Below are 14,606 nucleotides of genomic sequence, written 5' to 3' on the forward strand. Positions count from 1 at the left end.
CGCCGTGATCACCGCCACCGATCTGACCTGTACTTTCCGGAACCTGTCCGGCAGACATCCGGTCACGCCGCTGCGGGGTGTCAGCCACACCTTCCCCGACTCGCACGTGACCTACGTCCTGGGGCTCAACGGCACGGGGAAGTCCACCCTGCTCCGGCTGCTGTGCGGGGTACGGCGTCCGACCTCCGGGCGCGTCCTCGTCGACGGTCCTGCACCGGGCGCACCGGACTCCCCGGATGCGCCGGGACGGGTGACCGGCATGTTCCTCGACACCACCGCCGTACACCCCGGGCACACGGGCCGGCGACATCTCAGGTGGCTCGCCGCCGCCTCGGGTCTGGACGCCGCGGAGGCTGACCGACGTCTCACCCAGGTCGGCCTCGACGCGGTCGCCACGGACACAGTGTCCGGCTACTCCCTGGGCATGCTCCAGCGTCTGGGCATCGCCGGCGCCCTGCTGGGTGGCCCACGCAACGTGGTCCTCGACGAACCCCTCAACGGCCTCGACATCGCCGGTGTGCTGTGGCTCCGCCGGCTGCTCCGCGACCTGGCCGACAGCGGGCGGTGCGTCATCGTGGCCAGCCACCACCTCGCCGAGGTGGAGAAGACCGCAGATTCGGTGCTGCTGCTGGAGGCGGGCAGGGTTGCGGCGTCCGGGACAGTCGCCGAGGTCCGCGGGGAACATGCCTCACTGGAGGACGCCGTGGTCACCCTGGTTCCCCGTTCCGCCGGATCAGCGGAGGTGCGTAGATGACTGCCTTAGGACGCAGTGCCGCGGCCGAACTGGTTCGTCTGGGAGGACGCCGCGGTCCCCTTCTCCTGGCGTCCCTCCCCCTGGGCCTGCTCCTGCCGTTGCTGGTCAGCCTCGCCGTGGCGGCGGTCGCGGAGACCCTGCACGGTGATTCCGGTGACGGGTCGGCGGGCATCGGCGAGGCGTTGATCCGGGTGCGTGAGGTCGGTACGACCAACTCCCTGTTCTGGGTCATCTCGCTGGGCGTCACCGTCCATGCGGTGGTGGCTGCGTACGCCCAGTCCACCTCGACCCGGGGCGCGGCCGGGGAACTGCGCCGGCACGTACTGCCGCGGACAGGTGCGGACCTGTGCGGACGGTGGCTGGTCACCGGGATCGTCGCCGGATGCTGTTCCCTGGCGGCGACCGTGATTCTGCTGCTGGTCCTGCCGCGGGTCTTCCCGGGGGTCTACGGGACCGTGGACGTGGCCTCGGCCGAGGGGCTCAGATTCCTGTGGGCGGTGCCGGCCTACGCGGTGGCGGCGTCAGGGATCGGGGTAGGGGTCGGCGCCCTGGTGCGGGTGCCTGCGGCGTCGGTGGCGGTGCTGACCCTGTGGTCGCTGCTGGTCGAGAGTGCGGTGACCTACATCCCCGGTGGGGCGGAGGCACTGGGCTGGATGCCCTTCCTCAACGGCCAGTACGCGACCGGGCAGGAGATAGCACTGGCCCCCGCGTGGGGGCCGGACGGTGCCCTGCTCTATGTGTTTGTCGTGGCAACGGTCCTGGTGGGACTGGGTGCGGTGCGACTGAGGGCGGGGCAGAAGATTGAACTGTAGATACAACTGTGTGGATATATCCACTGACCGATTCCAGCAATACCCCGGTTGATTCATCTTCAAAACCACCCCTGTTCACCCCCACGGTCCAACGACGCGCCTCCGCATCACCCTCCGGTGGCCGCCTCCCCGGAGCACCCCCGCCACCAGTGTCTTTCCTGTCGCGCCGGAGCGGACACCCGGTCGACGGACAGTCCCCACGGGCCGGAGACGGACACGCATTCCGGGGAGTCTCCGGAAAGTCATGGCTGTCACACCGGGGCTGCTGTTAGCGTGCAGGACACACCACCCACCCCGACCGGAAGGACAACCCCGTGACCGAGACTTTCACCGGAGCCGTCGTCGAAGAGTTCGGCGCCCCTCTCGTCATCGAAGATGTCGCACTGCCCACCCCTGACCGCCACCAGGCACTCGTGAAACTCATCGCCTCAGGCGTCTGCCACACCGATCTCCACGCCGCCCACGGCGACTGGCCGGTCAAGCCTGAACCGCCCTTCGTGCCCGGTCACGAAGGTGTCGGGGAAGTCGTCGCCCTGGGGCCGGGGTCGCATTCCGTCGCCGTCGGTGACCTTGTCGGCAACGTCTGGCTCTGGTCGGCCTGCGGTGAATGCGAGCAGTGCCGCACCGGCTGGGAGACCCTCTGCCCCGACGCCGAGTACGGCGGATACACCGTCGACGGTTCCTTCGGGACATACATGCTGGTCGACACCCGCTACTGTGCCCGCATCCCCGCCGGTTCGGATCCGCTGGAGGTCGCACCGATCCTCTGCGCCGGCGTCACCGTCTACAAGGGACTGAAGGTCTCGGAGACGAAGCCCGGACAGTTCGTGGTCATCTCCGGGGTCGGCGGTCTCGGCCACATCGCCGTGCAGTACGCCAAGGCGATGGGCATGCGTGTCATCGCGGTGGACATCGCCGACGACAAGCTGGAGCTGGCGAAGAAGCACGGGGCAGAGTTCACCGTCAACGCCGGCGAGGTCGACCCTGCCGCCGCGGTCCAGGAGTACACGAACGGTGGCGCGCACGGCATCCTCGTCACAGCGGTCCACCCTGCCGCGTTCGGCCAGGCCATCGGCATGGCCCGCAAGGGCGGCACCATCGTCTTCAACGGACTGCCCCCGGGAGACTTCCCCGCCCCCATCTTCGACATCGTCTTCAACGGACTCACCGTCCGGGGCTCACTGGTGGGTACCCGCCAGGACCTCGAGGAAGCCCTGGACTTCTACGCACGCGGGCTCATCCACCCCACAGTGCACGAGTGCCGTCTCGAGGACGTCAACGAGGTCTTCGAGAAGATGGTGAAGGGACAGATCGACGGACGCATGGCGATCCGTTACTGAGATCCGTCACCGGCCGGTCCCCCGACCGGACCAGAGGCCGTCCCGTTGTGCGGGGCGGCCTTTTTCTGCGTCCACGCAGGCAGTGTTGTCCCCCTCCCAGGACTGATGTACAAATGTCCATGTACATATGTACGTGTACGTCTGTACATCAGCAGAGGGAGACCATGACACATCCTGAACAGACCCCGTCCCCCACACCCGGACGCCGGGACCCGGAAGGACGACGCGCCGCCATTCTCCGCGCCGCCGCGGAACTGATCTGCGAATCCGGCGTCCACGGACTGACCCACCGCGCGGTCGCAGCACGGGCAGGCGTCGCGGTAGGGTCCACCACCAGGTACTTCACCACGATCAACGACCTGCGTGCCGAAGCCCTCCGCACCCTCGCCGACGACAACGAGCGGGATCTCGCAGGCATCGCCGACCTCATCCGGGACGCCGACCTCACCGACATCTCCTCCCCCGCCACCCGGCAGGCCATCGCCGACTGCGCCGACGTGCTGCACGGCTTCCTGTCCAACACCAGACAGGTGCACGCGACCCTGGTGATGCTGGGCACAGCGACCACCGACGCCCCTCTCCGGACAATCGCACTGCAGTGGTCTGACCAGCTCAGTGACCTGCTCGCCGCACAGGTGGGCACGGTACGCGCCACCGCGGCCGTCGCCTACATCGACGGAGTGACGGTCCATGCCGCCCTCCACGACACCCCGGTCAGCCGACCCGCCCTCGCCGCCGCCCTCACCGCCATCATCGGAATGCCCCCCACACAGGAGGACCAGTGACCACGCCCCGGACCGACTCCCGGCCACACCCGTCAGCACACCTCTCTCGCACCGCCAGGTGGGCCGCCACCGGCGTCCTCACCGCCAGCCTGCTCGTCATCACGATGGACATGACGATCCTCACGATCGCGCTTCCTTCGATGGCCGCCGAGATACAGCCGACCTCCACACAGCAGCTGTGGATCATGGACGTCTACTCCCTCGTCCTCGCCGGACTGCTCGTCCCCTGGTCAGCGGTGGCAGACCGGTGGGGCCGCAAGAAGATGCTCATGCTGGGCTACAGCTTCTTCATCCTCGCCTCCCTGCTCGTCGTCGTCGCAGACAGTGCCGCAGAGGTCATCGCCATCAGGGCCTTCCTCGGCGTCGGAGGGGCGATGATCATGCCCCAGACCCTGTCGATGATCCGGGTTCTGTTCACCGACCTCAGAGAACGCGCCACAGCCCTGAGCATCTGGGCGGCCATCTCCGGCCTGGGATCGGCCCTCGGCCCCCTGGTCGGAGGCATCCTCCTGGAACACTTCAGCTGGCATGCGGCGTTCCTCATCAACGTTCCGCTGATGGGGGCGGCGATCATCGCCGGGTACTTCCTCCTGCCCGAATCCACGGTCGGTTCCCCCGGCCGATGGGACTGGGTGGCCGCAGTCCAGTCGATGGTCGGCATGGTCCTCCTGGTCTGGTCCGTCAAAGAGTTCGGCAAGGAGGCGTCCCTCGCCGTGCCGGAGGCACTGGCCGCCTTCGCGGCCGCCGTCGCGGTACTCGCCTGGTTCACCCTGCGGTGCCTGCGGAGCGACTCCCCCCTGCTGGAACTGCGCCTGTTCCGCAGCCGCCCGTTCACCGCAGGGATCATCGCCGCACTGGGGTCGACGTTCGCCATGATCGCAGCACTGCTTCTCCTCGCACAGTGGCTGCAGCTCGTCGACGGAGCGGGCCCGGTCGAGACCGGCGTGAAACTCATCCCGGTGGCGGTCGCCGCTGCTCTCGCCTCGGTGGCGGCACCGGTGCTCAGCCGCAGAATCGGATCGCGCGGAGTTGTCGCGGGCGGGATCATCCTCGCCGGTGCCGGAATGCTGTACATGGGTCTCTCCCCGTCCGGAGTGAGTTACCCCGTGATCCTCGTCGCCATGCTCCTCGTCGGCGCGGGAGTGGGGTCACTGGCCGTCGCCTCCGCCATGATCATGGGCGGTTCACCCGAGGACAAGGCGGGCAACGCCGGAGCCCTCGAGGAGGCGTCCTACGAGATCGGGGGCGTCCTCGGCGTCGCCGTACTCGGCAGCATCTCCGCGCTGGTGTTCCGTGACCACCTCACTTCTCTCGCCGGGGGACTGGGACTGCCGGAGGAGCTCACAGACCCGGCCGGTGAATCCCTCGGCGCGGCGATGCACATCGCCGGGGAGGCCGGACTTCCCGATCTGGCGTCATCGGCCGCGGAAGCGTTCACGGACTCGCTCCAGACCGCCGGAATCGCCGGCGGCCTGCTGATGCTCGCCGTGGGTGTGGCCGTCTTCTTCATCACCCCGAAGGGAACACAGGCGGCGCACTGAGCTGTGGATCAGGCGCCGGTACGCTCACGGTGCCGGCACCCCGGCCAGCAGCACGGACGCCGCTTCCCCTCCTCCAGCTCCTCGCAGGTCCGGCGGATACGTCGGGCCCGTGTCTTCGCCTGCTTCGCATCCTCGACCCAGCAGATGAATTCGTTGCGTGCCAGCGGCGTGATGTCCTCCCACAGTTCAATGACAGGCCGGGCCACCGCCGACGCGCCGTCGTCGCCGGGTCCACGGTCACCGCCGAGGATCGCGTCCCGCAGGTCATCGGGCAGTTCGTGGACGACGCCACCGGAGACGTTCACTTCATTCATGGGCACGACGCTACCTGGAACGGCGGAAAGGGACATGGAAAGGGACACGGAAAAGGACACGGAACGCGCAGGATCGGCCCGCACGTATTCACACACATTCACACATCACTGCACGCGAAGGCCCGGCGTGCGATCATCCGCACACTGCGCCACCCGGGAACCGGGCCGCCGGTCACACCCGGAAGTGCTGCACCGCGGCCCAGGCCGGATCAACGTCGTCGACCAGAGAGGCTTCCCCGAGCTCCCACGTCGAGACTGTCGCCCGCAGGGTGTTGAGGACATGGTCCGGGTCCGCGCCCGGGGACCCGAGATAGTAGTGCAGGACCACGACGTCATCCGTGCCCTCACCTGCTGCCGCAGTGATGCTCCCGTCCCCCGACCGCCCCTCACCCGACCGGTGCACCACCGCGACCGGCAGCCCCGCCCTGTTCTCCCGCACCGTCGCGGTCAGGGCGTCCTCCAGAGCGAGAACCGTGGACCGCACCTGCGCCCCGGTGAGGTCGGACGCCGAGACCGGGTCGACATGCAGGGACACCACGACATGCCTGTCGTGACCGGGCGCGACCGACGGGGCGAGGGGCACCAGGGTACGGACCACGGCCGGCGCCCCGTCGAGATGCATACGGAGTTCAGTCCACTCCGGATCCCCGTCCGGGTCGACGGCGTCCGACGCCATGCGCTCGACCATGGCATGTAACCCGCCCATCGTGACCGCGTGCGCGGGACTGTGGTCGGTGACCTCGACCGTGCCGATCCAGGTTTCGGCGACGACACTGCCGAGGGCGGCGTCCAGCAGCTCCCGCGCCACAGAGACATCCGGGGCCACGGTCGTCCCGGCGCTCCCGAAAAGGCCGGACCGCAGTGCCGCGGTCTTCGCCGAGCCCCAGTTGGGGTGCCACAGGGTGACGTGGAGGAGGGTGTGCCCCGAGCGGACACCGATGCGGCAGTCCGCCGGGTCGTAGACCAGACCGTCAGGGCCGGTCAAAGGGCCGGTCACAGGGCCGGTCCCCGTCACAGTGAATCCAGCGCCTGTGCCAGGTCAGCCAGAAGATCGTCGATGTCCTCGATGCCCACGGAGATCCGCACCAGATCATTCGGCACCTCGAGGGCGGAACCGGCCGCGGACTGGTGGGTCATCTTCGCCGGATGTTCCAGGAGTGACTCCACACCTCCGAGGGACTCTGCCAGGCAGATGAGCCTGGTCGACTCGCAGAACCGGAGCGCGGCGTCCTCTCCTCCGGCGAAGCGGACCGAGACCATCGCCCCGAATCCGGTCATCTGACGTGCCGCGACCTCGTGCCCCGGATGCGAGGGCAGTCCCGGGTACAGCACGGTCGAGATCTCCGGACGGGACTGCAGGAAACCGGCGACAGCGGCAGCGTTGGAACAGTGCCGGTCCATACGCACACCCAGGGTCTTGATGCCCCGGTAGGTCAGGTAGGCGTCGAAAGGACCGGGCACCGCACCCACCCCTCCCTGCAGGAAGAGCAGTTCACTGTCGAGATCCTCGTCGTCGGTGACGATGACGCCGCCGACGACGTCGGAATGGCCTCCGAGATACTTCGTGGTCGAGTGCATCACCACGTCGGCACCGAGGCCGAGGGGCTTCTGCAGATAGGGGCTGGCGAAGGTGTTGTCCACCACCAGCTTCGCCCCGTGCCCGGCGTCCTTCAGCGCTGCGGCGGTCGCCGCAATGTCGGTGATGCCCAGCATGGGGTTGGTCGGGGTCTCCAGCCAGACCAGCCGGGTGTTGTCCTGCAGCGCCGCGGTCACCTCTGCAGTGTCGGCGGTGTCAACGATCGAGCAGGTCACCCCCCATTCCCGGTAGGTGGTGTCGATGAGCCGGAAAGTTCCCCCGTAGGCGTCACTGCCGAGAATGAGATGGTCCCCGGGGCGCAGCAGTGCGCGCAGCAGAGTGTCGGTCGCCGCCATACCGGAGCCGAAGGCCCGCCCGAAACGGCCGCCCTCCAGGGCGGCGACGGCCTGCTCGACCGCGGTGACCGTCGGATTGCCGCACCGCGAATACTCGAAACCGCCACGCAGCCGCGCCACCCCGTCCTGGGCGTACGTCGTGGACGCGTACACGGGGACGTTGACCGCACCGGTCTGACTGTCCGGGGCATAGCCGGCGTGGATCGCGTTCGTGTTGAAGCCGAAGGGACGCCCCGACGCATCGGCGAGCCGGGACGCGGTGGCGTGGGATGCCTCGCGACGGGCGGCGGTACCTGCGTCCGCCCGGTTGTCGTGCTCGGTGTGCAGGGAGGGGTCAGCGCTGTTCATGCAGGGTTCTCCTGGGGACGGTGTCGGGGGCGGCGGACTGCGGTTCCACGTCCGGCCATCCTAGTCCGGCAATCCTATCGAACCGTCCGGACCGCCCGGACCGCCCCTGCCGCGGACCGTCCCCGCCGTACCGGATGCTGAGAAAAAGTACGGGGGTGTTCCGCGGGGGTTAAGGTAACACTTCCCTGGGAAGAGGGTTAGTACCCGTGCCATCACCGTGACGGTACTGACGAAAGGTTCTTCCCATGGCCCCTGTCTCCGGTTCCACCGGCTCCACCACCTCACCCGGATCCCCCCGCTCCGACAGCACCCCCACCGGCCGCGAATCCGCCGGTCGCCACCGCCGGGCACAGGCACCCCGGACCCCACGCCGGAAGGCGTGGCTCGCCGGCGCTCTCGGCCTCGGTACCGCTCTCACACTCGGCGCCGGGACGCTGGCGATCCCGACCGCCGCCGCCCAACGCTCCCTCGCCGACAGCTTCAACCCCGCCCAGCTCGATGAACTGCTGACCAACGACCTCATCCTCGACTACCTCGAGGTGTGCCGCTCCACCCCGGCCACCGAGGACCCCGCCGGCGATGCCGCCNACCCCACGCCGGAAGGCGTGGCTCGCCGGCGCTCTCGGCCTCGGTACCGCTCTCACACTCGGCGCCGGGACGCTGGCGATCCCGACCGCCGCCGCCCAACGCTCCCTCGCCGACAGCTTCAACCCCGCCCAGCTCGATGAACTGCTGACCAACGACCTCATCCTCGACTACCTCGAGGTGTGCCGCTCCACCCCGGCCACCGAGGACCCCGCCGGCGATGCCGCCGACCCTGCAGCCACGCCCGCCGACACAGCCCCAGACACAGCCCCAGACACAGCCGCCGGCACCACCACGGACCCCGGTCCGGTGGCCGTCGCAGACTGCAGCGGCTCCGACGGCAACGGAACCGCCGTGGTCCTGCCGGACAACATCGAACTCGGCAGTGCCGCGGAGAAACTCACCGTGGACCTCGGCGACGACATCAACATTCTCGGTAAGAAGTACGAGCTCGGTGAGCGCAATCTCTTCGAGATTCTCAGCGCGGCTGCTCTCGGCAGTGACACGGTCAAGGACATCATCAACGCCATACCTATCGGCAACGGACAGCACCTGCCCCGGATCGACCCGTCGAAACTCGGGGAGTACAGCTCGTATGAACAGGTCAGGTCCGATGCGGCACTCCCGGTGGACGAGAAGACCGAACGGTACTGCGACGGCTTCGAGCTCTTCGGGAGGTGCATCGGAAGCTGGAAGGAGAGGACCTATGACGCCAACCTCAAAAAGCGGCAGGAGGCCCTGAAGATCGCCGAATACCTCACCGGACACACCTATGACGCCTCCGCCCCGGTCATGCTGCCGGAACTCGGGGCGACCTCCCCCCAGGGCTCGGCGACCGTCTCCGGCGACGGCGTCCAGGTCGCCGCTGCGATGCGGAACGGTTCGGCAGTGGCGGAGGCGAGGAAGTTCTTCGGACTCCCCGCCGTCGCACTGGCCGGCGCAGACAAGGGGCGCAGCTCCATCGCCCATTCCGACCTGGGCATCAGCACCGCCCTGAACATGGACACCGACGAAATCGGACTGACCTGGTTCGGCCAGCCGATCAACTTCGACCGGCTGAAGGAGTCCGGCATCACCGACCTCGCCGGCGACGAGGCCTCCGGCCTGCTGGACACGGCGGAGAACCTCAGCCTTCCCGCACTCAAGGAAGTCTCCTGCTTCGGACTGTCCGCCACCGCCACGGCGGAGGGACTCGGCTCGTGCACCAACATCCTCGGAACCTTCGACACCTACGAGGATCTCCGGGACCCGGTTGTCGGGGAGTCGCGGCAGTCCCAGGTCGGGATCACCGACCTTTCGTCACTCGTCCTGGGCAATGACGCCCTGGTCAAGCAGCTCACCGGCAAGTCGGAGACCACCCCGTTCCTCGACGACCTGGCGGAGAACCTCACCAGTGAGGAAGGCCGGCTGAAGTTCGCCAAGGACTTCGTCCGGTTCACCCGCGACGTCCGCACCGAAGAAGTTGACGTGCCTGTGCTCGACGAGGACGGGCAGCCTGTCCTCGACGAGGAGGGGAATCCGAAGACGGAGAAGTCCACCCGCGAAACCACCGCGGCATGGCTGACCTCCGACTACGGACTGCGTGAGCCCGTGACCGTGGAGTGGCTCGGCCACCGGGTCGTCTTCTTCCCCGCGGTGGAGGTCAACGGCACCGAGCGTCCGAACATCCTCGGCACCCCGGAGATCGAGAAGATCACCGAGGACGCCGATGCGGGTCTGCTCCCGAAGATCAGCCTTGTGACCTGGGACAATGCTTTCGGTCTCGGCACGGTGACCCTCGATGACCTCTCCCGGCCCGACCGGATCTTCACGAACTGGGCGGAAAGCGTCACACTTCCGGACGATCTGAAGTGGATCGCGGAACTGGCCGCCGGCGACGACAACGCCGAGGACGAGACCACCGGAACCACTGAACCTTCTGAGGCCGCTGAGACCACTGAAACCACCACGACGGGTACCGAATCCCCCACCCCGGCGTCCTCCACCTCCGCCACCCCGGCCGAGGCAGTCCAGTCCGGGACGGCCGGATCCGTCAGCTCCGAACCGGTCGAGGAGTCCGGGGCAACCCGTTCCGCAGCACCGTCGGAGGCACCGTCAGCGGCACCGTCGGCAGCTCCTTCGAGCACCGGGGCGTCCGACCCGGAGGAGACAGCCGGGGAAACCTCCTCGCCTGTCCCGGCGGAATCTGCACAGTCCACGGCCTCTGACGTGACGGCCCCGTCGTCCACCACGGCCGCAGCGGCCACCGCCACCGACGAATAGGCTTCCTGCGGTCATCTCCGGGAAAGGGTAGACACGGTGGGGAATCGGCACGCACGCCGTGCCGGGCATTCTGACCACCACCACCTCCCAGGGAGACCACCATGTCAGGAACTTACGGACAACTCGTCCTCGACGCCCACACCGCGCTGTTCGACCGCGGTGACACCGGCGTCCTGGACACCGCCTTCTCCGAGAACTTCATCGAGCATTCACCACTTGTCGCCGGCGACCGTGACGGGCTCCGGACCATGGTCGAGGGAGCCGGGGACGCTGTCGGGTACACCAACGCGAGAGTTCTCGCCGACGGTGACCTCGTCGCCCTCCACGGCCGCTTCACCGGCCTCGACGAGACTGACCTGGTCGGTTTCGACATCTACCGGGTCGCCGACGGAAAACTGGTCGAACACTGGGATTCACTGGTCCCTGTCGCCGCGCCGAACCCCAGCGGGCGTACGCAGCTTGACGGACCGGTCAAGGTCGACAGCTCCGTCGATTCGGAGGCCAGCCGTGCCACGGTGACGGAGTTCTTCACCCGCACACTCATAGGCCGGGACTACGACGGTTTCCGCCGGTACACCCGCGACGGGGTGTTCCTGCAGCACAGTCCGGACATCGCCGACGGGGTGGACGCCGTGATCGGCTACCTCGAGGACCTGAAGGCGAAGGGGCAGGGTCTGGTCTACGACAGGATCCACCGCACTGTCGCGGACGGGCAGTTCGTCCTCACGCACTCGGAAGGGTCAGTGGCCGGGGTGCGTCATTCCTATGCGGAGCTCTGGCATCTCAGTGACGGTGTGCTCACCGAGATGTGGGACGCCGTCACCGAGGTACCCGCCGATGCTGAGGCCCTGCACGACCACGGCATCTTCTGACCTGGTTTCCTGACCCCGCTCCCCGTGCCCCTGTGGGTTATTTTTTTACGGAGTAGAGGCGTTTGTTGACGAACTCGTCGATACCCAACGGGCCGAGTTCACGACCGTACCCGGAGCGTTTCACCCCGCCGAACGGCATCCCCTCAGTCTCCGGGGCGGACTGGTTGACCCCGGTCATCCCGGCGTCGAGTCCCTCGGCGAACGCCTCGGCCCGGCCCGGTTCCACCGCGAACACCGTCGACCCCAGCCCGTACTGGGTGTTGTTGGCCAGGGCCAGGGCCTCGGCGTCCGAACCTGCCCGGTACACGGTGACCACCGGGCCGAAGAACTCCTCGTAGTAGATCTGCGAACCCACCGGAATCCCGGTGACCACCGCCGGGGAGACGTAGAACCCGTCGGCGAACGCGCCGCCGACCCGGGTGCCGCCGACATGCACCGTCGCCCCGGCGGCGACGGCCCGGTCAAGCTGGTCGAGCCAGGTCGGCGATGCGGGCGGCCACGGCGGCGCGGTGGGTGACGGGGGTGGCCCGCCAGGTTGCTGCGGCTGCCGCGGCGGTGTCGAGGATGCCGGCCAGTTCGGTGTCGGTGAGGTGGGGGTAGGTGGCGGTGGTGGTGCCGGTGGCGGGGTTGACGGACCGGTACACCGGCCCAGACGACGCAGAGGCAGCAGAGGTGGTGGAGGTCTCAGACATGGTGTTCTCCTGGTGGTGACGGTGACGGATGGTCGTGTCCGCGAGGATAGTCAGTCCCGGCCACAGGCGTCGCAGCCCCGACCGCACGGGGTGCGGTCGGGCCCCACGGCGGGTATTCGGATCACAGTGCACGGATCCCTGCACCACCCGAAAACTCAAGTGTATCCATGTGTATACACTTACCAACTCGCCCGCAGGAGGCACGGAAGATGCACTTCACCACATATGACGCCCCACAAGTGGCCGCCGACTACACCACGATCGCCGAGAAATCCCCTTTCGTGTACGGACTCACCAACTACATCGCCGCCAACCTCAGCGCCAACGTCGTCCTGGCTGCAGGCGCAGGACCCGCCATCGGAGCAGGCGCCGACTGGACCAGTACTTTTCCCGCCACCGCCCAGGGGGTGTGGATCAACACTGCGACGGTCATCAGCAACAGTGAATCCGAGATAAGGACCGCCGCGCAGACGGCACACCGAGCGGGGACGCCGTGGGTTCTCGATCCTGTCGCCGCCGGGTCCGCCCCGGAGTACGACTCCCTGGTGAAGTCACTGCTGGCCTACCGTCCGACCGTCATCCGGGGAAACGCCAGTGAGCTCGTTGCCCTGGCAGGAGGGGAGGGACAGGGCAGAGGAGTCGAGACGACTCTGAACTCTGACCAGGCAGTGGGGCATATCGAACAGCTGGCCCGCGATACCGGCGCCGTCGTGGCTGTCAGCGGGCCCACCGACTACATCACGGACGGCACCGCCACGGTGGCGGTCACCGGTGGAGACAGACGCCTCACCCAGGTCACCGGGGCCGGGTGCAGTCTCGGCGCCCTGACGGCCGCAGCCGTGGCAGCGGTGGAGGATCCCCTGCGCGCAACGGTCGCCTCACACGCCGCCTTTGCCCGCGCTGCGGAGATCGCGGCGCAGACAGTGGGACCGCACGGAGGGACCGGATCATTCGCCGTCGCCCTGGTGGACGGCCTCCACACACTCGCGAACGCAGACAACTGAAGCTGAGGAGTAACCGAAATGCAGTTGGCAGCCTTTCTCAATGCAGGAGCACAGGGAACTGTCGGGTGGCGGCATCCGAATGCACCCACCAGTTTCCTCTCTGCCTCCCACTACGCCACCATGGCCAGAATCCTCGAAGATGCCGGCTTCGACGTAGCTTTTGTACCCGATTCACTGACAGTGCCACGCAGTCTCGGCGACTCGTTCGAGCCTGCCGTGAAGTGGGGGACGGGGACCCCCCGTATGGACCCGGTCCCCGTTGTCAGTGTCATGGCGGCAGTCACCACCCACCTCGGCATCGCCGCGACAGCTTCCACCAGCTACAACCAGCCGTACTCGATCGCCCGGACTTTCGCCACACTCGACCACCTCAGTGGGGGCAGGGCAGGGTGGAACGTGGTGACGAGTTTCCAGGACGCCGAGGCCCAGAACTTCGGCTCACGGAGCCTTGACGCCAAGAAGGACAGGTACGGACGAGCCGAGGAGTTTCTCCGGGTGGTCACCCGGCTCTGGGACAGCTGGGACGATGACGCCGTACTGCTCGACAAGGACAACGGAGTTTTCGCCCGCCCCGATCTGGTCGATGAGGTATCCCACCAGGGGAGGTACTACTCGGTGAGGGGTCCGTTGGGCGTTCCCCGGCCACCACAGGGTTATCCCGTCCTGTTCCAGGCAGGAGCGTCCGACGCCGGCAGAGACCTGGCGTCGAGGTGGGCCGACGTCGTCTTCTGCAGTCATGAATCAATGGAATCCGCACAGGACTACTACCGGGACATCAAGGAACGCGCCAGGAAATGGGGCAGAGACCCCGAACAGGTGAAAATTCTCCCGGCCGCGACCGTGGTGGTCGGCGAGGACGACAGCGACGCCCGGGCGAAGCATGAGGCTTTCGCCCGTCTGGTGACACCGGAGGCAGGTCTTTCACGGATGGCCTACCACGTCAACGTCGACCTCACCCGGTACGATCTCGACGGGCCACTCCCCTCACTCGAAGAGGTGGGTGTCGAGGGCCACTACAAGGAGATCATGGAGTTCTCGCGTCGGGAGAATCTCACCATCCGACAGATCGGAGCGTGGTACGGGGCACGCACTGAAGGCGGAATGGTGGGTTCTCCGGTCCATATCGCGGATACCATGCAGAAATGGCTGGACAACAAGGCCGCGGACGGATTCATGATACAGCCGACCCATGTCCCCGGTTCGTTCCGAGAATTCTCCGACAAGGTCATACCCGAGCTCAGGAAGCGGGGTCTGGTCCGTACAGAGTATTCGGGAACAACTCTGCGCGACAACCTGGGACTGCCACGGCCTGCAAGGAACGAATGGATCCACCGGGCGGCCGTGAAAACTGAGGGACAGTGAGCA

The 14,606-nt window shown here is 67.4% G+C and carries 13 protein-coding genes; 8 read left to right on the forward strand and 5 right to left on the reverse strand.

The features are described 5' to 3' along the window. The first annotated feature begins 4 nt into the window (after positions 1 to 4). The 5 genes from BN3906_RS06070 (at position 5) to BN3906_RS06090 (ending at position 5,232) form a co-directional block, all read left to right on the forward strand. Positions 5 to 754, forward strand: coding sequence for an ABC transporter ATP-binding protein (locus BN3906_RS06070; protein WP_066585389.1), 750 nt, complete (start codon positions 5 to 7; stop codon positions 752 to 754). After that, positions 751 to 1,566, forward strand: a complete 816-nt coding sequence (locus BN3906_RS06075; protein WP_066585392.1) for a hypothetical protein — start codon at positions 751 to 753, stop codon at positions 1,564 to 1,566. The genes BN3906_RS06070 and BN3906_RS06075 overlap by 4 nt, the downstream gene beginning before the upstream one ends. Positions 1,567 to 1,880: 314 nt before the next feature. Then, on the forward strand, positions 1,881 to 2,906 hold the full coding sequence (gene adhP / locus BN3906_RS06080; protein WP_066585394.1) for an alcohol dehydrogenase AdhP: 1,026 nt from the start codon (positions 1,881 to 1,883) through the stop codon (positions 2,904 to 2,906). 164 nt (positions 2,907 to 3,070) lie between these two features. Continuing rightward, the gene (locus tag BN3906_RS06085) at positions 3,071 to 3,691 is read left to right on the forward strand and encodes a TetR/AcrR family transcriptional regulator (protein ID WP_066585396.1); all 621 of its coding nucleotides are present in this window, start codon (positions 3,071 to 3,073) and stop codon (positions 3,689 to 3,691) included. Then, positions 3,688 to 5,232, forward strand: a complete 1,545-nt coding sequence (locus BN3906_RS06090) for an MFS transporter (RefSeq protein WP_066585399.1) — start codon at positions 3,688 to 3,690, stop codon at positions 5,230 to 5,232. The genes BN3906_RS06085 and BN3906_RS06090 overlap by 4 nt, the downstream gene beginning before the upstream one ends. A gap of 8 nt (positions 5,233 to 5,240) precedes the next feature. Here the strand turns inward: BN3906_RS06090 and BN3906_RS06095 are convergent, their stop codons facing one another. The 3 genes from BN3906_RS06095 to BN3906_RS06105 form a co-directional block, all read right to left on the reverse strand. Further along, a complete protein-coding gene (locus tag BN3906_RS06095) occupies positions 5,241 to 5,546 on the reverse strand; it encodes a YdeI/OmpD-associated family protein (RefSeq protein WP_066585401.1) in 306 nt (101 codons plus the stop codon). 172 nt (positions 5,547 to 5,718) lie between these two features. Next, complete coding sequence (locus BN3906_RS06100; RefSeq protein ID WP_261796864.1) at positions 5,719 to 6,543, reverse strand: hypothetical protein; 825 nt, start codon at positions 6,541 to 6,543, stop codon at positions 5,719 to 5,721. Positions 6,544 to 6,557: 14 nt separating this feature from the next. After that, complete coding sequence (locus tag BN3906_RS06105) at positions 6,558 to 7,826, reverse strand: cystathionine gamma-synthase (RefSeq protein ID WP_066585404.1); 1,269 nt, start codon at positions 7,824 to 7,826, stop codon at positions 6,558 to 6,560. A 2,948-nt stretch (positions 7,827 to 10,774) separates the two neighbouring features. Between BN3906_RS06105 and BN3906_RS06115 the strand changes: the two genes are divergently transcribed. Then, a complete protein-coding gene (locus BN3906_RS06115; RefSeq protein WP_066585409.1) occupies positions 10,775 to 11,545 on the forward strand; it encodes a nuclear transport factor 2 family protein in 771 nt (256 codons plus the stop codon). A 37-nt stretch (positions 11,546 to 11,582) separates the two neighbouring features. Here BN3906_RS06115 and BN3906_RS06120 read toward each other — a convergent pair whose 3' ends face one another. Continuing rightward, positions 11,583 to 11,981: an aldehyde dehydrogenase family protein gene (locus BN3906_RS06120; RefSeq protein WP_390620321.1), complete on the reverse strand. Its 399-nt coding sequence runs from the start codon at positions 11,979 to 11,981 to the stop codon at positions 11,583 to 11,585. 25 nt (positions 11,982 to 12,006) lie between these two features. Further along, entirely contained in the window at positions 12,007 to 12,237 is a 231-nt protein-coding gene (locus BN3906_RS06125; protein ID WP_147592818.1) for an aldehyde dehydrogenase family protein, read from the reverse strand. 209 nt (positions 12,238 to 12,446) lie between these two features. Between BN3906_RS06125 and thiM the strand changes: the two genes are divergently transcribed. Next, the gene (gene thiM, locus BN3906_RS06130; RefSeq protein WP_066585421.1) at positions 12,447 to 13,241 is read left to right on the forward strand and encodes a hydroxyethylthiazole kinase; all 795 of its coding nucleotides are present in this window, start codon (positions 12,447 to 12,449) and stop codon (positions 13,239 to 13,241) included. A gap of 18 nt (positions 13,242 to 13,259) precedes the next feature. Continuing rightward, positions 13,260 to 14,603, forward strand: a complete 1,344-nt coding sequence (locus tag BN3906_RS06135) for an LLM class flavin-dependent oxidoreductase (protein WP_066585423.1) — start codon at positions 13,260 to 13,262, stop codon at positions 14,601 to 14,603. The last annotated feature ends 3 nt before the right edge of the window (positions 14,604 to 14,606 follow it).

Source organism: Corynebacterium provencense (assembly GCA_900049755.1).
GTDB classification, from domain to species: Bacteria; Actinomycetota; Actinomycetes; order Mycobacteriales; family Mycobacteriaceae; genus Corynebacterium; species Corynebacterium neomassiliense.